This window comes from Mycolicibacterium neoaurum ATCC 25795 (genome assembly GCF_000691525.1).
GTDB classification, from domain to species: domain Bacteria; phylum Actinomycetota; class Actinomycetes; order Mycobacteriales; family Mycobacteriaceae; genus Mycobacterium; species Mycobacterium neoaurum.
The window spans coordinates 127925-150675 of the sequence record NZ_JMDW01000009.1 but is presented as its reverse complement, the minus strand read 5'-3'; the positions used below and the strand labels follow the sequence as shown (position 1 = coordinate 150675).

23 protein-coding genes and 2 pseudogenes are annotated in these 22751 nt (G+C 67.6%); 10 read left to right on the top strand and 15 right to left on the bottom strand.

The genetic code is table 11. From position 1 onward, the window contains the following. Positions 1 to 4 precede the first annotated feature (4 nt). Positions 5 to 421 (bottom strand): Zn-ribbon domain-containing OB-fold protein, encoded by a 417-nt coding sequence (locus IC40_RS0112645; RefSeq protein ID WP_030135080.1) that lies wholly within the window; start codon positions 419 to 421, stop codon positions 5 to 7. Further along, on the bottom strand, positions 421 to 1626 hold the full coding sequence (locus tag IC40_RS0112640) for a thiolase family protein (protein WP_030135079.1): 1206 nt from the start codon (positions 1624 to 1626) through the stop codon (positions 421 to 423). The genes IC40_RS0112645 and IC40_RS0112640 overlap by 1 nt, the downstream gene beginning before the upstream one ends. Positions 1627 to 1767: 141 nt before the next feature. On the opposite strand from IC40_RS0112640, the gene IC40_RS0112635 reads away from it, so the two are divergent. Beyond that, the gene (locus IC40_RS0112635) at positions 1768 to 3300 is read left to right on the top strand and encodes a PE-PPE domain-containing protein (protein WP_081843428.1); all 1533 of its coding nucleotides are present in this window, start codon (positions 1768 to 1770) and stop codon (positions 3298 to 3300) included. A 67-nt stretch (positions 3301 to 3367) separates the two neighbouring features. Here the strand turns inward: IC40_RS0112635 and hflX are convergent, their stop codons facing one another. Genes hflX through IC40_RS0112610 form a run of 5 tightly spaced genes read right to left on the bottom strand, consistent with a single transcriptional unit; the run spans position 3368 to position 8159 of the window. Then, on the bottom strand, positions 3368 to 4780 hold the full coding sequence (hflX, locus tag IC40_RS0112630) for a GTPase HflX (protein WP_030135077.1): 1413 nt from the start codon (positions 4778 to 4780) through the stop codon (positions 3368 to 3370). 45 nt (positions 4781 to 4825) lie between these two features. After that, positions 4826 to 5680 (bottom strand): diaminopimelate epimerase, encoded by an 855-nt coding sequence (gene dapF / locus IC40_RS0112625; RefSeq protein ID WP_030135076.1) that lies wholly within the window; start codon positions 5678 to 5680, stop codon positions 4826 to 4828. Between the two features lie 8 nt (positions 5681 to 5688). Next, positions 5689 to 6594, bottom strand: a complete 906-nt coding sequence (miaA, locus tag IC40_RS0112620) for a tRNA (adenosine(37)-N6)-dimethylallyltransferase MiaA (protein WP_030135075.1) — start codon at positions 6592 to 6594, stop codon at positions 5689 to 5691. Positions 6595 to 6602: 8 nt separating this feature from the next. Continuing rightward, complete coding sequence (locus IC40_RS0112615) at positions 6603 to 7268, bottom strand: class III extradiol ring-cleavage dioxygenase family protein (RefSeq protein ID WP_030135074.1); 666 nt, start codon at positions 7266 to 7268, stop codon at positions 6603 to 6605. Positions 7269 to 7277: 9 nt separating this feature from the next. Then, on the bottom strand, positions 7278 to 8159 hold the full coding sequence (locus IC40_RS0112610; protein ID WP_030135073.1) for a DMT family transporter: 882 nt from the start codon (positions 8157 to 8159) through the stop codon (positions 7278 to 7280). 191 nt (positions 8160 to 8350) lie between these two features. Between IC40_RS0112610 and IC40_RS0112605 the strand changes: the two genes are divergently transcribed. After that, positions 8351 to 9703, top strand: coding sequence for a DUF349 domain-containing protein (locus tag IC40_RS0112605; protein ID WP_030135072.1), 1353 nt, complete (start codon positions 8351 to 8353; stop codon positions 9701 to 9703). Here the strand turns inward: IC40_RS0112605 and IC40_RS0112600 are convergent. Together IC40_RS0112600 and miaB are read right to left on the bottom strand one after the other, a co-directional pair. Next, the gene (locus IC40_RS0112600; RefSeq protein WP_030135071.1) at positions 9700 to 10272 is read right to left on the bottom strand and encodes an Rv2732c family membrane protein; all 573 of its coding nucleotides are present in this window, start codon (positions 10270 to 10272) and stop codon (positions 9700 to 9702) included. The two genes, IC40_RS0112605 and IC40_RS0112600, sit on opposite strands and share 4 nt — an antisense overlap. Then, entirely contained in the window at positions 10260 to 11798 is a 1539-nt protein-coding gene (gene miaB / locus IC40_RS0112595) for a tRNA (N6-isopentenyl adenosine(37)-C2)-methylthiotransferase MiaB (RefSeq protein WP_030135070.1), read from the bottom strand. The genes IC40_RS0112600 and miaB overlap by 13 nt, the downstream gene beginning before the upstream one ends. A 99-nt stretch (positions 11799 to 11897) precedes the next feature. On the opposite strand from miaB, the gene IC40_RS0112590 reads away from it, so the two are divergent. The 4 genes from IC40_RS0112590 (at position 11898) to IC40_RS0112575 (ending at position 15140) form a co-directional block, all read left to right on the top strand. After that, positions 11898 to 12626 carry an amino acid ABC transporter ATP-binding protein gene (locus tag IC40_RS0112590; RefSeq protein WP_036461747.1) on the top strand — a complete coding sequence of 243 codons (729 nt, stop codon included), beginning with the start codon at positions 11898 to 11900 and terminating at the stop codon, positions 12624 to 12626. Between the two features lie 16 nt (positions 12627 to 12642). Beyond that, positions 12643 to 13455 (top strand): glutamate ABC transporter substrate-binding protein, encoded by an 813-nt coding sequence (locus tag IC40_RS0112585; RefSeq protein WP_030135068.1) that lies wholly within the window; start codon positions 12643 to 12645, stop codon positions 13453 to 13455. A 13-nt stretch (positions 13456 to 13468) separates the two neighbouring features. Next, positions 13469 to 14149: an amino acid ABC transporter permease gene (locus IC40_RS0112580; RefSeq protein WP_030135067.1), complete on the top strand. Its 681-nt coding sequence runs from the start codon at positions 13469 to 13471 to the stop codon at positions 14147 to 14149. A 121-nt stretch (positions 14150 to 14270) separates the two neighbouring features. Next, a complete protein-coding gene (locus tag IC40_RS0112575) occupies positions 14271 to 15140 on the top strand; it encodes an amino acid ABC transporter permease (protein WP_030135066.1) in 870 nt (289 codons plus the stop codon). Here the strand turns inward: IC40_RS0112575 and IC40_RS0112570 are convergent. Further along, on the bottom strand, positions 15119 to 16345 hold the full coding sequence (locus tag IC40_RS0112570) for a multidrug effflux MFS transporter (protein WP_030135065.1): 1227 nt from the start codon (positions 16343 to 16345) through the stop codon (positions 15119 to 15121). The genes IC40_RS0112575 and IC40_RS0112570 overlap by 22 nt on opposite strands. Before the next feature lie 67 nt (positions 16346 to 16412). Between IC40_RS0112570 and IC40_RS0112565 the strand changes: the two genes are divergently transcribed. Together IC40_RS0112565 and IC40_RS0112560 are read left to right on the top strand one after the other, a co-directional pair. Continuing rightward, positions 16413 to 16859: a MarR family winged helix-turn-helix transcriptional regulator gene (locus IC40_RS0112565; RefSeq protein ID WP_030135064.1), complete on the top strand. Its 447-nt coding sequence runs from the start codon at positions 16413 to 16415 to the stop codon at positions 16857 to 16859. Between the two features lie 114 nt (positions 16860 to 16973). Continuing rightward, on the top strand, positions 16974 to 17732 hold the full coding sequence (locus IC40_RS0112560) for a 3-oxoacyl-ACP reductase family protein (RefSeq protein ID WP_030135063.1): 759 nt from the start codon (positions 16974 to 16976) through the stop codon (positions 17730 to 17732). Positions 17733 to 17897: 165 nt separating this feature from the next. On the opposite strand, the pseudogene IC40_RS28245 reads toward IC40_RS0112560, so the two are convergent. Further along, positions 17898 to 18116: pseudogene (locus IC40_RS28245) on the bottom strand (MerR family transcriptional regulator); the annotation flags it as partial. A 32-nt stretch (positions 18117 to 18148) separates the two neighbouring features. Here IC40_RS28245 and IC40_RS0112550 point away from each other — a divergent pair. Next, a complete protein-coding gene (locus IC40_RS0112550; RefSeq protein WP_030135061.1) occupies positions 18149 to 18709 on the top strand; it encodes an RBBP9/YdeN family alpha/beta hydrolase in 561 nt (186 codons plus the stop codon). Here the strand turns inward: IC40_RS0112550 and recX are convergent. Together recX and recA are read right to left on the bottom strand one after the other, a co-directional pair. Continuing rightward, the gene (recX, locus tag IC40_RS0112545; RefSeq protein ID WP_030135060.1) at positions 18706 to 19233 is read right to left on the bottom strand and encodes a recombination regulator RecX; all 528 of its coding nucleotides are present in this window, start codon (positions 19231 to 19233) and stop codon (positions 18706 to 18708) included. The genes IC40_RS0112550 and recX overlap by 4 nt on opposite strands. Beyond that, positions 19202 to 20245 carry a recombinase RecA gene (recA, locus tag IC40_RS0112540; RefSeq protein WP_030135059.1) on the bottom strand — a complete coding sequence of 348 codons (1044 nt, stop codon included), beginning with the start codon at positions 20243 to 20245 and terminating at the stop codon, positions 19202 to 19204. The genes recX and recA overlap by 32 nt, the downstream gene beginning before the upstream one ends. Positions 20246 to 20428: 183 nt before the next feature. Between recA and IC40_RS26510 the strand changes: the two are divergent. Beyond that, positions 20429 to 21329, top strand: a pseudogene (locus IC40_RS26510) (alpha/beta hydrolase). A gap of 4 nt (positions 21330 to 21333) precedes the next feature. Here IC40_RS26510 and IC40_RS0112530 read toward each other — a convergent pair. Together IC40_RS0112530 and IC40_RS0112525 are read right to left on the bottom strand one after the other, a co-directional pair. Continuing rightward, a complete protein-coding gene (locus IC40_RS0112530; RefSeq protein ID WP_030135058.1) occupies positions 21334 to 21528 on the bottom strand; it encodes a DUF3046 domain-containing protein in 195 nt (64 codons plus the stop codon). A gap of 19 nt (positions 21529 to 21547) precedes the next feature. After that, entirely contained in the window at positions 21548 to 22720 is a 1173-nt protein-coding gene (locus tag IC40_RS0112525; protein WP_030135057.1) for a glycosyltransferase, read from the bottom strand. Between the last annotated feature and the right edge of the window lie 31 nt (positions 22721 to 22751).

The following is a 22751-nucleotide window of genomic DNA, read 5'->3' as shown; positions in this document are numbered from 1 at the left end:
TCCCCTATTCGGCCGCGGTGTAATGCAAGAGGGTGATATCTGCGCCGTCGGGTTCGGTGAAGACCGGTGTCATCGCCATACCGATCCGCAGCCGAGCCGGATCGACGCCGACGATCTCGGTGGCCAGTCGCGGCCCCTCGGTCCACTGCACCACACCGAGCAGGTGCGGAACGGCATCGGCGAATTGCGGGGCGACCGGACGCCGCGCGACGGCGAAGCTGACCAGGGTCGCGTCACCGGAGATCTGACGCCATTGCAGATCGTCGGCCAGGGTGCCGGGTGCCAGTATGCGCGGATAGAACACGTAGGCATCCGATGACGGTGAGTACTGCACCCACACCTCGTGCCGCCGCAGACCGTCCCAGTACGGTGCCGAGGTAGGCGTGGGCAGCGGTAGCGGCCGCACCATCGGGTCGGTCATCAGTCCCCCTCCAGGACGAGAGCTTCTTGCTCGCTGAGCACTCCACCGTTGCCCGAGACGAAGGCACGGTGACAGTCGGCGACCTGAGTTTCCCCGGCACGTCCCATGAGCTGGCGCGTGGCATCGCAGACATGGTGCATACCACCGGCATTTCCTGGCTGGCCGTAGCCGAGCTGGCCGCCTGCGGTGTTCATGGGGAAGTCACCGCGGAAGGTCAGGTCGTGGTCGGTGACGAACTGCATACCCGCGCCTTTGGCGCAGAAGCCCGCGTCCTCCAACGTCAACAGCGCGGTGATGGTGTAGCAGTCGTATATCGACACCATGTCCATGTCTGCCGGGGACAGACCGGCCATCCCGAAGGCGGATTCGGCGACCTTCACCATGGGTGTCTGGAGCGGGTCGGCGGCATAGACCGGGGATTTGTACGGCACCCGTTCGCCGAATCCCCTGATCCAGACCGGCCGGTGCCGGGTTGTGCGGGCCAGTTCGGCATTGGTGACCAGCACTGCCGATCCCCCCATGCACGGCATGACGATTTCCAGCATGTGCAGCGGGGAGGCGATGATCGGGCTGTCCAGGACGTCGGCGATGGTCACCGATTTGTCCCGGAACACCGCACCGGGTGTGTGGTTGGCGTTCACCCGTTGGTCGACGACGATCTTGGCCATCGCTTTCTCGTCGTATCCGTATGCCGCCGAATACATCTGGGCGACCTGTGCGTAAGGCCCGTTCTGGCCGAGGTAGCCGTAGGGGATCTCGAACTCGGCCTGCGGCGAGCCGTACCGGAAGCTGGAGGCCCCGTAGAACAGCGCATCGCCGGGATCGTAGGGACGCTCCGCCGACATCGGCGTCAGATAGTTGGCCGGGATGGCACACAGCACCGCCTGGCAGAGCCCGAGTTCGATGGCCGCCGCCGCGCGCCACACCATGGCCGCGCCCGAGGCACCGCCGAGATCGACGATCTCGGCGAAGTTCACCGCAAGACCCAGGTACTCGGCGACCGTGGACGGCACGAACAGCTGGGACTCCATGACCCCGCAGGTCACCAGCCCATCGACCTGCTGCACCGACAAGCCGGCATCGGCCACCGCCGCGGCTGCCAGCCGCGCCCATTGTTCGATCGTGAATTCCGCGGCCCCGGTCGGCTTTCGCGTCGCCGGTAGCTCGTGGAACCCGACAATCGCTGCGTCACCACGCAAACCCAACGGACACTCCCTCCACGAATCCGGACGGACCGACGATATTAGAATGAGATTCTATTTTCAATATGCGGTTTACGCTCCCGTCAGCCCGCTCGAGTGCAACGATCCGAAGAGCCGGCCGAAAACCACGACGAGGGGGAACCGATGGGCTTTGCACGGCGCGCCATCACAACAGTGATCACGGTGCTCCTCGCGATCGCGGTGTCGGTCGCCTCGACGCTGACCCTGGCCGCCGCGCTGGCCGCCACCGCGCTGATCGTCCCCGGCACGGGCACCCCCGACGCGAACGGGATCGACGGGTATCTGGAGAACGCCAGGGACTACTACATCGCGCCGTTCAACCCGTCCTGCACCGCAGACAACGACTGCACGCTGGAAGGCATCAACTACCCGGCACAGTTCTGGCCCATCCCGCTACCCGGATGGGGCGGCCTGACCGGCGACAAATGGGATGTGTCGACCGGAGCGGGACTCTCCACGCTCAACGGCACGCTGGTCGACACCCTGGCGCAGAACCCGCCGAACACCCCGGTGATCCTGATGGGCTACTCCCAGGGCGCCAACATCGTCAGCCGGGAAAAGCGCAATCTCGCCGGACTTCCCAAGAACCAGAACTACCTGTCCTTCGTCATGATCGGAAACACGAACCGCCCCAACGGCGGCCTGTTCGAGCGACTGGCCTTCCTGGGGCACGTGCCCATCCTGGATGCCACGTTCGGGCTGCCCGCACCCACCGACACCTGCGACCACATCTGCGCCACCGATATCGCCTTCCAGTACGACGGCGTCTCCGACTTCCCGATCTACCCCGTCAACGCGCTCGCCGTGCTGAACGCGATCGCGGGCTTCTGGTACGTGCACGGCACCTACCTGGCCCCCAACCAGAAAGACGTCGGCGAACTGCCCGACGACTACACCCCGGAAGAACTGGCCGTCGAACTGGCCGATCAGGACAACTGGGAGGAGCACGGCGATACCCGCTACGTCACCGTCCCGACCCGCACCCTGCCGATCGTGCGGCCGTTCCTCGAATTCGCCGCCTTCACCGGCACCGGGTTCCTGATCACCCCGATCGTGGACTTCGTCTCCCCGCTCTTGCGGGTGCTCATCGAGACCGGTTACGACCGCACCCTCAGTTACGGTGTGCCCGCACCGTTCCGCTTGATTCCCAGGATCAATCCGGTCACCTTCGTCCAGGATGTCGCGGCCGCGATCGGCGAGGGCTTCCAGGCCGCCTTCGGCCCGAAGCCCGTCCCGGCACCGGCGCCGCCGGCGGCGATCGTGCCAGACGAGCAGCGCACCCGCCTGACGACGCCGCCCGACACCGACGGTGCGGACGTGCTGCCGCTTTCCCACTCGCTCGACACCGCCACGACAGACGACGAGTCCGGCGATACCGAAGACCTGCTCAAAGACCCGAGCAGCGAGGATGTGCGCGGCAACGACGACGTGGAACAGCGTCAAGAGGATCTTTCCCGCGAGGACCTGGTCGAGGATGTGCGCGACGAGGGCCTGGACGATCAGGACGAAGACCGAGCACCGACGGTCGAGGTGCTGCACCCAGATGGTGCGACGACCGAGGATTCGGGCGTCGCGACATCGATCGTGACACGCGACGATACGACGACCGAAACCGATTCGGATCCCTCGCCCGCCGGCGACGCGGCGGCCGCCTGACCCGCGGGCAGGCGCCCATCACCGGGACCTCGGGGGATCCGATGAACGGTGCGCCTGCCCGTGTCGACTACCAGTTACTGAACTCCCCGAGTGCTGCCGCGAGCGGAACCGGCACGCGGGCAGCGATTTTGGTTCCCTTGTCGGTGTGTTCCGTCGATTCGATGCGCCCCTCGGCGTGGACGCGGGCCACCAGGTCGCCGCGCTCGTAGGGCAACGTCACGTCGACGAACGCGTCGGTCGGCTCGACCAGATCCGCCATCCGGGTACGTAACTGCGCCAGGCCTTCCCCGGTGTGCGCCGAGACGAACACCGCGTCCGGCAGCGCACGCCGCAGCTGTGCCAGCGCGAGATCACCCGCCGCGTCGATCTTGTTGACCACCAACAGTTCCGGCGGTGGGGCGATGCCGTATTCGGTGACGACATCGTTGATCACCGTACGCACCGCCTGGATCTGGGCCAGCGGGGTGGCATCGGAGCCGTCGACCACGTGGATGAGCAACTCCGCGTCGGCCACCTCCTCCAGGGTGGACCGGAACGCCTCCACCAGCTGGGTTGGCAGGTGGCGGACGAACCCGACGGTGTCGGTGAGCACGAACGCGCGACCATCCTCGAACTCCCCACGCCGGGTGGTCGGCTCCAGCGTGGCGAACAGCGCATTCTCGACGAGGACGCCGGCCCCGGTGAGCGCGTTGAGCAGGCTGGACTTGCCGGCGTTGGTGTAGCCGACGATCGCCAGTGCGGCGGCATCGCTGCGCCGACGGCTGCCGCGCTGGGTGTCGCGGATCTTCTTCATATCCTTGATCTCGCGGCGCAGTTTGGACATCCGCTCGCGGATGCGGCGCCGGTCGGTCTCGATCTTGGTCTCACCAGGGCCGCGAGTACCCACACCGCCACCGGCACCACCGGCCCGGCCACCGGCCTGCCGGGACATCGATTCACCCCAACCGCGCAGTCGCGGCAGCATGTACTCCATCTGGGCCAGCGACACCTGCGCCTTGCCCTCCCGGCTCGTCGCGTGCTGGGCGAAGATGTCCAGGATCAGGGCGGTGCGGTCGATCACCTTGACCTTGACGGCCTTCTCCAGGGCGTTGAGCTGGGCGGGGCTGAGCTCGCCGTCGCAGATGACGGTGTCCGCACCGGTGGCCTCGACGATCTCACGCAGCTCGATGGCCTTGCCGGAACCGATATAGGTCGAGGCGTCGGGCTTGTCGCGGCGTTGCACCAGACCCTCGAGGACCTCCGAGCCTGCGGTCTCGGCGAGCGCGGCCAGTTCGGCCATGCTCGCGTCGACATCGGCCGCGCTGCCCTCGGTCCACACCCCCACCAGGACCACGCGCTCCAGACGCAGCTGGCGATACTCGACTTCGGAGATATCGGCGAGCTCGGTGGACAGTCCGGCGACCCTGCGCAGGGCCGCCCGGTCTTCCAGGGCGAGTTCACCGGTACTGGGTACGGGATTGTTCGGAGAAAATTCAGTCATATGTGCTTTCGATGGTGACATGCCGCCCGGGCTGCACGCATGTGATTAATCGCCCGCATAGTCACCGCGGGCCACCAGGGCCGACGGACCATGCAGGTAGCTGGTGGCCTCGGTGATGGTGACGGTGACCTCGCCGCCGGGGATACGGACCCGTAAGGTCCCGGTGTCATCGCCGCCGTCCACCAGGGCAGCCAACGCCGCCGCAACGGTTCCTGTTCCGCAGGAACGTGTTTCGCCGACTCCGCGTTCATGGACCCGCATGCTGACCGCGCCCGACTCAGGGCGGGTGAGCACCTCGATGTTGACACCCTCGGGGAACTGACCGGTATCGAAGGACACCGGGGCTGCCACGTCGAGGGCGGCAAGCTGCGCGGCGCTGAGATCGCTGACGCAGGCCAGATGCGGATTGCCGACATCCACGCCGAGCCCGGTGAAGCTCTGCCCGCCGACCACGGCCGAACCGGTCCCCAGCAGGACGGCCTTGCCCATGTCCACGGTGACCTCGGCCCGCGCGCGCTCGCCGGCGTCGATCCGCACGACCACCGGTCGTGGCCCGGCCAACGAGCCCACCACGAACTCGTCACGGTGCTCCAGACCGGCGGCACGCAGATAGTGCGCGAACACTCGCACCCCGTTACCGCACATCTGGGCGATCGAGCCGTCGGCGTTGCGGTAGTCCATGTACCAGTCGTCGCCGGCCACCCCCTCGGGCAGCACGGCGAACGCCCCGGCCGCCCGGGCCGCGGCGGCGGTCGTCACCCGCAGCACCCCGTCGGCGCCGAGGCCGCGGCGCCGGTCGCACAGGGTGGCCACCCAGTCGGCGTGCAGTTCGAGTTCGGCATCCAGGTCGGGCAGCACGACGAAGTCGTTCTGCGTTCCGTGTCCCTTGACGAAGGGGATGCCCAGTATCACCCGTCCAGGATACTCAGCGCGGCCTCGACCAGGTCATCGCGCGAACCGTCCAGCCACCGGACCCGATGATCACGCCGGAACCATGACCGCTGCCGCCGCACATACCGTCGGGTGCCCACGAAGGTGGCTTCGCGCGCCCCGGCGAAATCGGGATCATCGCCGGCATCCAGCGCCGCGAGCACCTGGGCGTAGCCGATCGCGCGGGCGGCGGTCACCCCGTCGCGCAGGCCGCGCTCGATCAGGCCGCCGACCTCTCCGACCAGTCCGTCGGCGAACATGGCCTCGGTGCGCGCGCGCAAGCGGGTATCGAGCGCGCCTGTCTCCCAGTCCAATCCGATGATCTGGGTGCCCCACCGCGGATTGCCGATCCGTGGCGCGGACGCGGCGAACGGTTCACCGGTCAACTCGACGACTTCCAGCGCCCGCACGATGCGGCGGGCGTCGGTGTCCAGAATTGCCGCCGCCGCGGCGGGATCGACGCGCGCCAGTTCGCCGTGCAGTGCGGCCACCCCGTCCTCGGCCAGCCGGGCCTCCCATTTGGCCCGCACCGTGGGATCGGTATCGGGAAACGACCACTGGTCGAGCAGGGACTGGATGTAGAGCATCGAGCCGCCCACGATCACCGGCACAGCTGCACGCGCCAGGATGGCCTCGATATCGGCGGCCGCACTGTGCTGATACCGCGCGACCGAGGCGTTCTCGGTGACGTCGAGGACATCGAGCTGGTGGTGGACGATGCCTTCGCGCTGCTCGGGCGGCAGTTTGGCGGTGCCGATGTCCATACCGCGGTAGAGCTGCATGGCGTCGGCGTTGACGATCTCGCCACCCAGTCGGTGGGCCAGTGCCAGCGCGAGCGCGGACTTCCCGGTGCCGGTCGGGCCGATCACGGCGACCGGCCGCAGCGCTGGGGTCACAGCCGCCACGTCCCGACGAAGTAGCCGACCCCGTACGGGGCGCCGCGGTAGAGCTCATGCGCCACCACCGGTGTCGCACCGACCAGGTCGGCCACCACCCGATAGGCATCGCGCCCCACCGCACCGACGGCCACGTCGGCCAGGTTCGCGGTGTCACCGGCGGCCAGCGCATCGTCGAGCCGGCGCTGCCCTTGCGCCGAATCGGGATCGAACCCACCCGGCGCGGTGGGGGTCAGGGTATTTGCGCCGTCGGCGACCACCAGCACGCCGATCGGGTCACCGGTGGCGTCCAGGACCGCACGCAGGGATCGGGTATCGGTGTCCGGTCCGACGATGTGCACTTCGGCCACGGCGTCGGGCGCGGCGTTGGCGCGCACCCAGCCGGTGATCAACGCGGCCAGCGGCAGGTCGGTCACCGCGCCGTCCGACCCCGGCGACAACCTCACGACGATGTCGGCACCGTAACCGGCGAAGGTTCCGACCGCCTGCGGGCCCACGACGGCAGAGCCCTGACCCGCGGCCACGGCGACCCAGCGTGACGGCAGCTGGGCGCCGACCGTCAGTACGGCCGCCCGCAGATCGGCCACCTCCTCGGCCGCCGCTCCGGCCAACTCCGGCACCAGGATCGGCGCGGATGGAATCAGTGCAATGGCCGCCAACACGCCTTCACGCTAGCGCGCGGGCGAAACCTCCTCGTCGGCCCAGCCCGCCTCGCCACGCGCCAGCGCAGCGGTCGCCACGACCATCACCACCACCGCAGCCACCAGGGTGATCCACCCCGCCTCTCCGGGACGCAAGGTCTCCCCCAACACCACCACGCCGAGAGCAGACGCGACGACCGGTTCGGTCACCGTCATCGTCGGTAGCGACGCCGTGATCGCGCCCGCTCGGAAGGCCGCTTGTTGATAGGCGGTGCCCGCCACCGCGACCAGCGCCCACGCATACAGCTCCGGAGTGCGCAGCAGCTCTGCGAACCCGTCGCCCAGTCGGTCCACCACCGCCTTGGTGAGGATCGCGAAGATCCCCCACAGCGCGCCCGACACCACCGCAAGCAGGATCGCGCCGATCGGCTTGCCCGACCAGATCCGCGCTCCGGCCACACACAGCACCAGCAGCGGGCCCAGCACGGCGATGACGGCCAGCCAGGCCTCCGTCCCGGCGCGGGCCTGGCCCTCCGTGGGGTTCCCGACGGTCACGATCACCGCCACCGAGATCGCCAGCAGCACCGCCCACGTCCATTCGAAACGGGTCACCCGGCGCCGGTAGGCCCGCGCATTGAGGGGCAGCGCGAAGAGCAAGGAGGTCACCAACAGCGCCTGCACCAGAAGCACCGATCCGAATCCCAGTGCCGCGGCCTGCAAACCGAACCCGACCGCCGAGACCAGGCTGCCGACCCACCAGGCCCGGTCGCGCAGCAGTCGCAGGAACAGCGCGAGGTGGCTGACGTCCTCGTCGGTCACCTCGTGGGCAGAGCGCTGGTGGATGACATCGCCGATGGCGATGAACAGGGCGGCACCGAGCGCCAGCAGTGCGGCGATATCCGCCTTGTCCAACGCGGCCTCCTGAAGGGTTTGGGTCCTGAGGTTGCCCGTAAAGCGGTTCGGATCGCAACCGCAGATCGCGCACGCATCGCGAAGCTGTGCGCACGGACTGGACCGACCTGCTTGAATAACGTGCGGAAGCATCGGGCGCCGCGTCGCGCGGCAGGTGCGCGGGTCAAACCGCGCGGGAGTGCGAGGAAGAGATGACAACCAGCGATTCAGGGCCGGGCGAGACCGCCGACACGTCGGCACCCAAACCCACACCGAAACCGATCCCACGGCCCGGACCGCGGCCCGCACCCCATCCCCGGCCGGCGGCCGCCGCGGCACCGGTCGTGCCGCCGTCGGTGGACCCGCACCGCTTCGGCCGTGTCGAGGACGATGGCACGGTCGTGCTGATCACCTCGGCCGGTGAGCGTGTCATCGGGTCCTGGCAGGCCGGTGACGCCGAGGCGGCCTACGCCCATTTCGGTCGCCGCTTCGATGACCTCAATACCGAGGTCGTGCTGCTGGAAACCCGGCTGGCCTCCGGCAGCGGTGATGCCCGCAAGATCAAGTCCGCCGCCACGGCGCTACTGGAGACGCTGCCCACGGCCGCGGTTCTCGGCGATGTCGACTCCGTGCAGGCCCGGTTGAACAGCATTCTCGAACACGCCGACGGGGCCGCCGCCGAGGAACGCGCACGCCGCGATGAGCACCGTGCGGCGCAGACCGCACGCAAGGAAGCCCTGGCCGCCGAGGCCGAGGAGATCGCCAACGCCACCGGCCAGTGGAAGGCCGCCGGCGACCGGCTCCGCGCCATCCTTGACGAATGGCGCACCATCACCGGGCTGGACCGCAAGACCGATGACGCGCTGTGGAAGCGCTACTCGGCGGCGCGCGAGACGTTCAACCGGCGCCGTGGTTCACACTTCGCCGAGCTCGACCGTGAACGCGTCGGTGCGCGCCAGGCGAAGGAGGCCTTGTGTGAGAAGGCCGAGAAGCTCAGCGACTCCACCGACTGGGCCGCCACCGCGGCGACCTTCCGCGATCTGCTCGCCCAGTGGAAGGCGGCCGGGCGTGCGGCCAAGGATGTCGACGATGCGCTGTGGGCACGTTTCAAGGCCGCCCAGGACACCTTCTTCGCCGCCCGCAACGCCGTACACGCCGAGCGGGACGCCGAGTTCAGCGCCAATGCCGACGCCAAGGAGAAGCTGCTGGCCGAGGCCGAGCGCATCGACATCTCCGACCCCAAGGCCGCGCTGTCGGCGCTGCGCAACATCGGCGACAAGTGGGATGCCATCGGCAAGGTACCCCGCGAGCGTTCGGCGGATCTGGAACGCCGGTTGCGGGCGGTGGAGAAGAAGGTCCGCGACGCGCAGACCGTCGATCACACCGATGCCGAGGCCAAGGCCCGTGCCGACCAGTTCCGGGAACGGGCCGAGCAGTTCGAGCGCCAGGCGGAGAAGGCCGAGGCGGCCGGTAAGACCAAGGATGCCGAGAAGGCCCGGGCCAGTGCCGCGCAGTGGCGCGAGTGGGCGGGTACGGCCGCCGAGGCCGTCACCAAGAAGCGTTAGCCCTCGTCGTCCAGCAGCGACTTACGCTGCTGGGCGGCGATCGCCGCGCGTCGCTCTTCCTCGGCACTCAGATGCACCGCGGTACGCGTCCACACCACGCGTGCCCAGTGGAAGGCCAGCACCAGCACCGCGATCCAGGCGATGATCAGGCCGATCCCTGGACCGGGCAGATCACCGCCTGCGGTCTGCCGGGACCACACCGCGAGCATGCCCGCCGGACAGGCGACGGTGGTGCCGGCAAGTGCGATCCAGGCCAGCGTCCAGCGCCGGGTCAGCAGCGCCAGGATCGAGAACCCGACACCGAAGACCAGCGCCAACCAGACGAATACGCGTGAGGGCAACGACAGGCCGGTGCTGTGCGCGACATCGCTGGCCACCAGGATGTCGAGTCCGCGCGCCGAACCGGTGTGCGGCAGCACGAAGGTGCCGAGCAGCACGAAGACGCAGACCGCCACCACCATCGCACGGGCACCGGGGTCGATCTCGGCGGCGACGCGACGTTCGGCCGCTTCCAGGTCATCCTTGAAGTCCTCGAACTCCGGTGGGTTCTTCTCACTCACAATGCGCATCCAGACGTCGAACAATCGGTGGAGGTGGCTGCAGGTGGCGCGCCGATGCCCGGTATGCCCAGGCCGACGCCGGTCACCGGCCGCAGGCCGGCGGCGTGCGCATCGCCGGCACGGGTGCGGCGATGGGTGTGCACCGGGCCGTCGGCGACCAGGAAGTGCGGGGCAGCCCGGGTCACCGTGGTGGTGACGATGTCGCCGGGGCGGATGTCGGCGCCGCCGGCGTCGAAGTGCACCAGCCGGCCGTCACGTGCTCGGCCGGACAGGCGTGCGGTCGCAGCGTCCTTGCGGCCCTCCCCCGCGGCGACCAACAACTCGACCTCACGCCCGACCTGGGCCTTGTTCTCCGACCACGAGATCTGTTCCTGGAGATCGATGAGCCGTTGATACCGTTGGCTGACAACCTCTTTGGGTAGCTGGTCGGGCAGCGTCGCGGCGGGGGTGCCTGGCCGTTTGGAGTACTGGAAGGTGAAGGCACTGGCGAACCTCGCCCGGGCCACCACGTCGAGGGTGGCCTCAAAATCCTCTTCGGTCTCGCCGGGGAACCCGACGATGATGTCGGTGGTGATGGCCGCATGCGGGATGGCGGACCGGACGCGGTCGATGATGCCGAGGAACTTCTCGGCTCGGTAGGAGCGGCGCATCGCCTTGAGGATGCGGTCGGATCCGGACTGCAACGGCATGTGCAGCGTCGGACAGACATTCGGCGTGGCGGCCATCGCCTCGATCACATCGTCGGTGAACTCGGCCGGATGCGGTGAGGTGAACCGCACCCGTTCCAGCCCGTCGATGGTTCCGCAGGCGCGCAACAACTCCGCGAAGGCGCCCCGGTTACGCGGGATCGTCGGATCGGCGTAGGAGACGCCGTATGCGTTGACGTTCTGGCCGAGCAACGTGACTTCGAGCACACCCTGGTCGACCAGCGTCTGCACCTCGGCCAGGATCTCACCGGGACGGCGATCGACCTCCTTGCCGCGCAACGCGGGCACGATGCAGAACGTACAGGTGTTGTTGCAGCCGACCGAGATGGAAACCCAAGCGGCATAGGCTGATTCGCGAGCGGCGGGCAGAGCCGACGGAAACTCCTGCAAGGCCTCGGCGATCTCGACCTGAGCCACCCGCTGATGTCGGGCCCGCTCCAACAAGACCGGCAGCGACCCGATGTTGTGGGTACCGAACACGACATCCACCCACGGGGCCTTCTTCAGGACGGTGTCCCGGTCCTTCTGGGCCAGACACCCGCCGACCGCGATCTGCATGTTCGGATCGGCCGCCTTGCGCGGCGCGAGGTGACTGAGATTGCCGTAGAGCTTGTTATCGGCGTTCTCGCGCACCGCGCAGGTGTTGAACACCACGATGTCGGCGTCGGCGCCCTCGGCGGCGCGCGCGTAACCGGCGGCCTCGAGCAGCCCTGACAGCCGTTCGGAATCGTGCACGTTCATCTGGCAGCCGTAGGTGCGCACCTGATAGGTGCGCACGTCGGTCTCGGCCGGTGCCGCAGGATCCGCCTGTGCGTCGGCAGCAACCATGGAACTCACGACGTTCATGTTACGGGGGTGTCGATACCGCCCATCCTGAGCGTTCCCTGGGTAGGGTCAGAGCCCATGACCACCGCGGCTTCGGTCCCGATGATCTCGATGCAGGCTGTCGACAAGCATTTCGGCGATCTCCACGTGCTCAAGGACATCAATCTCGACGTCCCGCGCGGTCAGGTCGTCGTGGTGCTCGGTCCGTCGGGTTCGGGCAAATCCACTTTGTGCCGCACCATCAATCGGCTTGAGCCGATCGATGCGGGGACCATAACCATCGACGGTGAGGTGTTGCCCGCCGAGGGCCGCAAGCTGGCCCAGTTACGCTCCGACGTCGGCATGGTGTTCCAGTCGTTCAACCTGTTCGCCCACAAGACGATCATCGAGAACGTCATGCTGGCCCCGATCAAGGTGCGCAAGATCGCCAAGGACGCGGCGCGCGCCGAGGGGATGAAGCTGCTGGATCGGGTCGGTATTGCCAATCAGGCCGACAAGTACCCCGCGCAGCTCTCCGGTGGGCAGCAGCAGCGGGTCGCCATCGCCAGGTCGTTGGCGATGAATCCGAAGGTGATGCTGTTCGACGAGCCGACCAGCGCGCTGGACCCCGAGATGATCAACGAGGTGCTGGCCGTCATGACCGATCTGGCCACCGAGGGGATGACGATGCTGGTCGTCACCCACGAGATGGGCTTTGCGCGGCGCGCCTCGCAGCGGGTGATCTTCATGGCCGACGGCGCGATCGTCGAGGACGCCGAGCCCGAGGAGTTCTTCGGCAATCCGAAATCCGACCGTGCCAAGGACTTCCTCGGCAAGATTCTCAATCACTGAATCGAAGGAGCACGTGATGTCATTTCGAGTTCGGGTGGCCGCTGCCGCCGTACTGGCCGCAGCTTTGCCGCTGACGCTGGCCGCCTGTGGTGGCGGATCGGGTGGTGACGAGAACAAGGTGGTCATCGGTACCAAGTTCGACCAGCCGGGCCTCGGGCTGAAGAACCCCGACGGGTCGATGAGCGGGTTCGACGTCGACGTGGCGACCTATGTGGCCGAGCAGCTGGGCTACACCCCCGACCAGATCGAGTGGAAGGAAGCCCCGTCCGGCCAGCGCGAGACGCTGATCCAGAACGGACAGGTCGACTTCATCGCCGCCACCTACTCGATCACGGATGCACGTAAGGAGAAGGTCAGCTTCGCCGGTCCCTATCTGGTGACCGGCCAGAGCCTGTTGGTGCGGGCGGACAATTCCGACATCGTCGGCGCCGAATCGCTGGAGAACAACAAGAAGCTGTGCTCGGTCACCGGCTCGACCCCGGCCCAGCGCATCAAGGACAAGTACCCCGGCGTTCAGCTACAGCAGTACGACACCTACTCGGCCTGCGTGGAGGCGCTCAAGAGCGGCGCGATCGATGCGGTGACCACCGATGAGGTGATCCTGGCCGGGTACGCCGCCCAACAGCCGGGCACCTTCAAGCTCGTCGGCGAACCGTTCTCGGAGGAGAACTACGGCATCGGGCTGAAGAAGGACGACGCCGAGCTGCAGACCAAGATCAACGACGCCATCACCAAGATGGAGACCGAGGGCAAGTGGGCCGCGGCGTTCGAGAAGAACTTGGGCCCCGCCGGTATCGCCACACCCCAGCCGCCCGCCGTCACGAAGTAGCGGATCCCACCGGGTGGAAGTTTTCAGCGAGTATCAGGACCGGATCTTCGCTGCGTTCCTGGTCACCATCGAGCTGACCGTGTACGCGGGGATCGGTGCACTGGTGCTGGGCACCGTGCTGGCCGCGATGCGGCTCTCACCGGTACCGGTGATGCGGGCGGTGGGCACCAGCTACGTCAACGTGGTGCGCAACACCCCGCTGACCCTGATCCTGGTGTTCTGCTCATTGGGCCTGGCCAACACGCTGCACATCACGCTGACCGACCCGACGTCGCCGACGTCGATCGTCGACAGCAACTTCCGCCTGGCGGTGCTCGGAATGACGGTCTACACCGCGGCGTTCGTATGTGAGGCCATCCGCTCCGGGGTGAACACCGTGCCGATGGGTCAGGCCGAGGCGGCGCGCTCGCTCGGCCTGACCTTCTCGCAGAATCTCCGGATCATCCTGCTGCCGCAGGCTTTTCGAGCGGTCATCATCCCACTTGGTTCGGTGCTGATCGCGTTGACGAAGAACACCACCATCGCCTCGGCGATCGGCGTCGCCGAGGCGGCACTGCTGATGAAGGAAATGGTGGAGAACACCTCGGCACTGCTGGTGGTCGGTGGCATCTTCGCCATCGGGTTCGTCATCCTGACCCTGCCGATGGGCTTGCTGTTCGGGTGGCTGGGCAAGCGCTGGGCGGTGCTTCGGTGATGAGCGCTTGCGCGAAGAACAGACAACACGTGAGCGCCTGCGCGAAGAACAGATACCGCGTGAGCGCCTGCGCGAAGAACAGATACCGCGTGAGCGCTTGCGCGAAGAACGGAGAGCACTGATGACGGGCTCGTCCGTTTTGTTCGATGCGCCCGGTCCCCGCGCGCGCAAGATCAACCAGATCCTGGCCGTGCTGACGGTCCTGGTCTTCGCCGCGGTACTGGGATGGGTGGGGTGGAAATTCGCCGCCGCCGGGCAGTTCGATGCCGCCAAGTGGGAGCCGTTCTTCACCGCTGATCTCTGGACCACCTATGTGCTGCCCGGTATCGAGGGCACGCTGACCGCCGCTGCGGTGTCGATCGTGCTGGCCCTGGTGCTGGGCTGCCTGCTCGGGATCGGCCGGCTCTCGCCGGTGCGTGCCATCAGCTGGGGCTGCGGCGTGTTCGTGGAGTTCTTCCGCGCGGTCCCGGTGCTGATCATGATGCTGTTCTCCTACGCGCTGTTCGCGATGTACGGGGTGTTCGCCTCGGAGTACCTGGCCCTGGCCGGGGTGATCACCGGCCTGACGTTGTACAACGCGGCCGTCATCGCCGAGATCGTGCGCACCGGTGTGCACGCGCTGCCCCGCGGCCAGGCCGAGGCCGCCTCGGCGCTGGGTATGACGTGGACGCAGACGATGGCCAGTGTGCAGCTCCCGCAGGCCATCACCTCGATGTTGCCGGTCCTGGTGTCCCAGATGGTCGTCGTGCTCAAGGACACCGCGATCGGTTATCAGATCACGTTCGTGGAGATGGTGCGCCAGGCCCAGAGTGTCGGCTCTGCCTACAGCAACTACATCCCGGCACTGATGGTCATCGCCGTGCTGATGATCGGGCTGAATTTCGCCCTCTCGGCCTTCGCGACACGGCTGGAAGCGCGACTGCGCCGGTCCAAGAAGGGCCCGGAACCGTTGGCCGCCAAACCGTTGGATCAGGACGGTCCGGCAGTGTGATTGCGGGCCAGCGCCAGACCGGCGCAGGCGATCACCGAGCAGGACACCATCACGATGCCCAGCGGGCCCGCGGTGTGCTCCCCGGCCAGACTCACCAGAGGCGAGACGGCTGCGGCCAACAGGAACTGGATGGCACCCAGCACAGACGAGGCGCTACCTGCCGCCCGCGGCGCGGCCGACAGTGCCAGCGCGGTCGTGGTGCCGAAGATCAGACCCATGCCGGCGTCGGCGGCGAACAGCGGCAGCGCCAGCCAGCCCGCCGCGAGGTCGGTGTAGGCCAGCGCCAGCACGACGACGCCGGCGACGGTGATGACGGCCAGTCCGGCGGCGGCCAGTACATGCGGTTCGGTGCGGGCCGACAGGCGGGCGCTCAGCGCGCTGACCAGCAGCAGGCCGAGAGCATTGACACCGAACACCGCGCCGTACTGGGCGGCGCTCAGGCCCATCATCGTCTGGTAGACGAACGGTGAGGCCGAGATGTAAGCCATCAGCACCGCGAAGGCGAAGCCGAATGCGACGACGTTGCCGATGTATCGACGCCCGAGCAACTGACGCAATGGCGAGCCCGCGGTGGCTTTCTCGGCGCGCAGCGCGGTGCGACGCTCCTCGGTGTGCGTCTCGCGGATGACGATGAGCGCGGTGATGAGCATCAGCGCGACCAGCACCAGGATGATCGCCAGTGCGCCGCGCCAACCCAACGGACCGACGAGGAAACCGCCGGCCAGCGGAGCAATGATCGGAGCGACGCCGCCGACGATCATCATGAGGCTGAACGCCCGGGCGGCGGCACGGCCGGTGGCCAGGTCGGAGATGATGGCGCGGCCGATCACCATGCCCGCCGCACCCGTCAAGCCCTGAGCCAGCCGGGCGGCGATGAGCACCTCGATGGTGGGCGCGAACACCGCAATCGCACTGGCACCCACACAGATCGCGGCACCGATCCACAGCGGCTTCACCCGCCCGTAGCGATCGGAGAGCGGGCCGAAGATCAACTGTCCCAGCGCCAGGCCGATCAGAAACGTGGTCAGGGTCAGCTGCACGGTGGTCGGCGAGGTATGCAGATCGTCGACCATCTCGGGGAAGGCGGGCAGATAGAGATCGGTGGCGAACGGGGCCACCGCCGACAACAGCGCGAGAGTGACGAGTAGGCCGACGGTGATTCGTGGTGCCGCGTCCGCGCGCGGGGTGTCGACAGAGGTGGTCATGCAGCATCTCCAAATTGGTTATCAAATGATAGTTATATATCTATAACTATCAGGTAGGGTGGCGATCATGCAAGCTCGACCCCCGCACACCGAGCAGCTCGCCGACCTGGCCGACCTCCTGATGGCGGTGTCCCGTGCGATCCGGGCCCGCACCACGGCAGATCCGTCCGTACTCGACCTCTCCACGACCGAGGTGACAGTGCTGCGGTATATCGACCACCACCCCGGTATCGGCCCCAGCGCGGTCGCCGCCGGAACAGACCTGCAGCGCAGCAACCTGAGCCGGGCACTGCGCGACCTGGAACGCAAGGGTTTGGTCGAACGATCGCCGGATCCCGCCGACAATCGCCAATTCCTGCTCCGTACAACACAACTGGCCGCCGAAGATCTCGCCCGAATCCGCGCCGTATGGGCATCTGTCATCGGTGAGGCCATCGGCGGCGCCCTCGACGACCACCGCGATCTTCCCGCGACGCTGCGCTTGCTGGCCGCGCTGGAACGCGGGCTGCAGTAGCCATGTTCGGACGCGCCGAATCACGCCGGGAATGAAGCACGGTGTGCACTGTTATCTCAACAGGGTCAACAACCGATCGGTTCGCACGAACCGTTCCAGCTCTCGGAGGACGTCATGACCGATAACACACGTAACGCACCCCTGGCAGGCCGCCGCGCCTTGGTGACCGGCGCATCGCGCGGTATCGGCGCTCAGATCGTGCGCCGCCTCGTCGCCGACGGAGCGTCGGTCGCCTTCACCTACAACTCCTCGCCGACCCCGGCACAACAGCTGGTCGACGAACTGACCACCACGGGCGGCAAGGTGGTGGCCATTGCGGCCGATTCCGCCGACGCGCAGGCGGTCACGGCCTCCGTCGAGTCCGCCGCCGCCGAACTCGGCGGTCTGGACATCCTGGTGAACAATGCCGGTGTCGCCTCCGGCGCACTCATCGAGGACTTCGACCTCGAGGAATTCGACCGCATCGTGGACATCAACGTGCGCGGTGTTTTCGTGGCCACCAAGGCCGCCGTACCGCACCTCGGCACGGGCGGGCGCATCATCAACATCGGCAGTGTGAATGCCGAGCGCGTTCCGGTACCGGCCTTTTCGGTGTATGCGTTGTCCAAGGCCGCGGTCGCGGGGTTCACCCGCGGGCTGGCCCGCGAGCTCGGGCCGCGCGGTATCACCGTCAACAACATCCAGCCGGGGCCGATCGCGACCGATATGAATCCCGCCGAGGGCCCGCTCGCCGACCAGATGACCCCGCTACTGGCCGTCGGCCATTATGGGCAGACCGGCGATGTCGCCAGCGCCGTGGCTTTTCTGGCCGCCCCCGACTCCGGCTACATCACCGGCATCAACTTGAACGTCGACGGCGGGTTCTTGATCTGAGGTAGTCGCTCCCGCAGCCAACATCCGCAACCGGAACCGGGTCTCGTCGAGCTGGGCCTGACGCTCGTCGAGACGGCCCGCCACCTCGTCGAGAGCGGCCCGCAGGTCGGGACACATGTGCAGGAATGTCCCCCGTTCATCGGTGCGGGCACAGTCGAGGTACTGCCGAATGGTCGACGTGCCGAGTCCGGCGCCGATCATCAGCTGGATCTGCAGCACGCGGGTGACGTCCTGGCGGCCGTACCGTCGGTAACCATTGGCCGTGCGGCCCGGAACCAGCAATCCCCGGTCCTCGTAGTGACGTAGCGCGCGGGTGCTGACACCGGCCGCCGCGGCGAGCTCACCGATCAGCACGTCGGCGGATTCCGGACTCGGTCTTGACATTCACGCTGGCGTCAATCTTTAACGTCGGGTGCATGACATCGACAACCGCACGGCGTGCCGTGATCATCCACGGATACTCGGCCACCCCACAGGATCATTGGTTCGGCTGGCTGGCCGAGGAGCTCGGCACCCTCGGGATAGCCACCGCGGTACCGGCCATGCCCACTCCAGAGGCGCCAGAGCCCGGCCCGTGGTTGCGTACCGCGGGTGACGCCATCGGCGTCCCTGACGAGCAGACCACCGTGGTGGCACACAGTCTCGGCTGCCTCACCGTGCTGAGATACTTGGCCGCACTTCGCACACCGTGGCGACTCGGCGCGCTGGTCCTGGTTGCCGGTTTCGTCGATCCGTGCCCGGCCCTACCGAACCTCGACGACTACATCAGCGGCGGCTGCCCCGTGAACGGGCTGGCAGAACGTATCGACCGGCTGGCGTTGTTCCGTTCCGATGCAGATGATTACGTCCCGATCGAACACACCGACCGCCTCGCCGCGTCGCTGGGCACCACCACCGTCGTAGTCCCGGGAGCCGGGCATTTCCTCGGCTCCGACGGCGTGACAACGCTGCCGCAGGTGCTCGACGTGCTGATCTAAACCGCCCGGCGCTGGCGTTCCTGCGCGAGCTGCGTGCTGACCACGTCATAGGCCATGCCCTGGTTGTACCCGCGGCGAGCCAACATCGCGACCAATCTGCGGGTCACCTTCAGCTCGTCATCGAGGCGTTCCCGACGCAACTTGTCGGCGACCAGGCGCTCGGCTTGGACCCGCCACTCCCCCGCGTCGACGCTGTCGAGCGTCTCGGCGATCAATTCGGCATCGACACCCTTGGTACGCAACTCGGCGGCCAACGCGCGCTTACCTTTTCCCGAATTGGCCCGACGGCTGCGCACCCACTCCTGGGCAAATGCCGCGTCATCGAGCAACCCCACCTCGACCAGCCGGTCGAGCACCCGAGCGCTGACATCATCAGGGTAGCCGCGTTTGGTGAGCGCGGTTTCCAGCTCGGCCCGGGTGCGGGCCCGGACGGTGAGCAGGCGAAGGCATACGTCCCGCGCCTGCTCTTCCCGTTTGGGACCGGCCGGCTTCTCAGAAGTCGACGGGGGCGGGCAGAACGTCATCATCGGTCAGCACGGCTCCGATGCCGAGCTTCTCCTTGATCTTCTTCTCGATCTCGTTGGCCACATCGACGTTCTCCAACAAGAACTTACGGGCATTCTCCTTGCCCTGTCCCAGCTGCTCACCCTCGTAGGTGAACCACGAACCGGACTTGCGGATGAAGCCGTGCTCGACACCCATATCGATGAGCGAGCCCTCGCGGCTGATGCCATGGCCGTATAGGATGTCGAACTCCGCCTGCTTGAACGGCGGAGACACCTTGTTCTTGACGACCTTGACGCGGGTGCGGTTACCGACGGCGTCGGTGCCGTCCTTGAGCGTCTCGATGCGACGCACGTCCAGGCGCACCGAGGCGTAGAACTTCAACGCCTTACCACCGGTCGTGGTCTCGGGCGAACCGAACATCACACCGATCTTCTCGCGCAACTGGTTGATGAAGATGGCGGTGGTGCCCGAGTTGTTCAGCGCGCCGGTCATCTTGCGCAGCGCCTGGCTCATCAGGCGGGCCTGCAGACCGACATGGCTGTCACCCATCTCACCCTCGATCTCGGCGCGCGGGACCAGAGCGGCAACCGAGTCGATGACGATCAGGTCGATGGCCCCGGACCGCACCAGCATGTCGGCGATCTCCAGCGCCTGCTCACCGGTATCGGGCTGGGACACCAGCAGGGCGTCGGTATCCACCCCGAGCTTCTTGGCGTACTCGGGATCGAGCGCGTGCTCGGCGTCGATGAACGCCGCGATGCCGCCGGCGGCCTGGGCGTTGGCCACCGCGTGCAGCGCGACGGTGGTCTTACCCGAAGATTCCGGGCCGTAGATCTCGACGACGCGGCCCCGCGGCAGACCGCCGATACCCAGCGCCACGTCCAGCGAGATGGAGCCGGTGGGGATGACCGAGATGGGCTGGCGGACCTCTTCACCGAGGCGCATCACCGAACCCTTGCCGTAGTTCTTCTCGATCTGGGCCATCGCCAGTTCGAGTGCTTTTTCGCGATCGGGAGCCTGTGGCGCCATGGGAGTACCTCTCCGTAGTCGTGCGGTTGACCGGGGTTCCGGTCGGTTGGCTGCGAGACTAGAACGCACCACCGACAAGTGACTCCGGCCGAATGATCACCACAGTAGCGAACAGGTGTTCGAAGGCAAGGTGACACGCCGCGCACCATGAGCACGGGTATCGCAGGCCGGTACTCTCGTGCGATGACTCAGCGTGCGGACCTGCGGGTTCCCTTCGCCGGTGAAAACATCGCGGTCTACCTCTACCGGCCCGATACCGGCAACACACCCGGTACCGACACGCCCTGCGTCGTGATGGCCCACGGGTTCGCAGGCACCCGGGACGACGGCCTACCCCCTTATGCCGAGGCATTCTGCGCGGCCGGCTACGCCGTCGCCCTGTTCGACTACCGCGGTTTCGGCGCGTCGACCGGTCAACCCCGCCAGCTGATCGACATCGCCGCCCAGCACGCGGACTACCGGGCCGTCGTCGAGTGGGCCCGCGGACTCGACGGCATCGACCCGAACCGCATCGTGCTGTGGGGATCCTCGTTCAGCGGCGGCCACGTGCTCGCCATCGCCGCCGACGACCCGTCCATCGCGGCCGTGGTCTCCCAGGCCCCGTTCACCGACGCGCTACCCACCCTGGCCAAGGTCGCGCCATTGACCTCGGCACGCATCACGATCGCCGCGATCCGAGATCAGATCCGGGCCTGGCGGGGCGGTCCGCCGCTGCTGATACCCGCCGTCGGCGCACCAGGCACGGTGGCCGCGATGACCGCGCCGGACGCCCAACCGGGCCTGGCCGCCATCGTCGGTCCGGAATCGCTGTGGCGCAACGAGTTCGCCGCGCGCCTCATGCTGCGCTTCCCCTTCTACCGACCGGTGCGCACGGCCCGGCGGCTGACCATGCCGGTGCTGGTGTGCGTGTGTGACAGCGATACCACCGCGCCGCCGGGATCGACCGTCACCACCGCCGAGCGCGCCCCCCCGCGGTGAGCTTCGCCGCTATCCGTACGGCCACTTCGACATCTACCTGGACCCGCAGGTCCGTATCGATCAGGTGGAATTCCTGGATAGGGTGCTCGCCCACCGGCAGGCCTGACCGGTCACCACTGATCGCGCGGCACATCGAAATCCGCGCACAGCGCCCGCCACACATCCCGCGGCTCCACCCCGGCCTCGATGGCCTCGGCAGCCGTCCGTCCGCCCAGCGCGCTCAGGACATGGTCCACGAGCACCGACGCCCCGTAGGCGGCACCGAATAGGCCGGTGACACGATCGTTGAACTCGGTGAGACGCACGCCGCCAACCTACCGACCGTCAGCGGTTCGGAGCCAGCGCGTCATGGCACACCTGTACCGGATCGGCCACCGCGCCGGCATTGGATCTGGCCCGCTCGGCGGCACCCCGATACCCTGGATCAGCCAGCACCGCGGCCACGGCAGCAGACAGTGACTCCGCGGTCAGCGGCCGGATGAGACGTCCCGCTCCCTGCCGCACCACCCGATTGGCGATCTCCCATTGGTCACCGCCACCCGGGACGGTCACCAGCGGCACCCCGTGCAACAGCGCCTTGGCGACGATGCCGTGACCACCACCGCAGACCAGCACGTCGGCCTGGGCCAACAACTCGTCCTGGCGCCCCAGCCCGGCCACGGCCCACTCCGGCATCGCCAGATCGGGGCCGCCGAGGCGCGATATGGCCACCCGCGTCCCGGCCGGTAGTTCGCGGCCCGGCCGCAGGGCGGACAACGCCAGTTCGGCAAGTCCAGCGGTCCCGGTCACGGCGGTCGAGGGCGCCACCATCACCAGCGGGCCGTCACCCGGCGGAGTCGCCAGCACCGCATCGGTGGGCTCGAAATGCAAAGGGCCGACGACGACGGCCTCGGCCGGCCAGTCCGGTCGCGGCACCTCAAGCGCGGGCAACGTCGCGATCAGTCGTCGGAGCGGTCCCGGGTCGCGGGCGGGTAATCCGATAGCCGTCCTGGCCTGCTCCCGGTGCCGATGGCCCGCGCGGATGGAACGCGCGGTCAGCGCACGCATCACCGTGTCGCGCAGTCTCCCCCGCACGCCCACGCCGGGCGCGAGACCGCTGCCGATCGGCGGCAGACCCTTCGACGGCAGGTACAGCGGATGCGGGTTCAGCTCGATCCAGGGCACACCGAGCAGCTCGGCGGCCATCCCGCCGCACGCTGTGATGACATCGGAGATCACCAGATCAATTGCGGCCGAACGTATCCCGGGCACATTGAGCACCGCCATCCGCGCAGCCCGACGATGAATCTTGGCACCCGCGTCACCGTCGTCATCGGTGTCATCGGGGTCAAGACCCGCCAAGAGCTCGGCCTGCAATCCCACCGACCGGGCGGTGTCCAGCCACTGCGCACCCGTGAACAGGACAGGTACATCACCGGCGGCGCGCAACCGCAGGCACAGCGCGATCGCGGGGAAGGCATGCCCGGGATCCGGTCCGGCCACCACAGCTACGCGCACACCGCACACCCTGTCACATACGCTGAGTTCC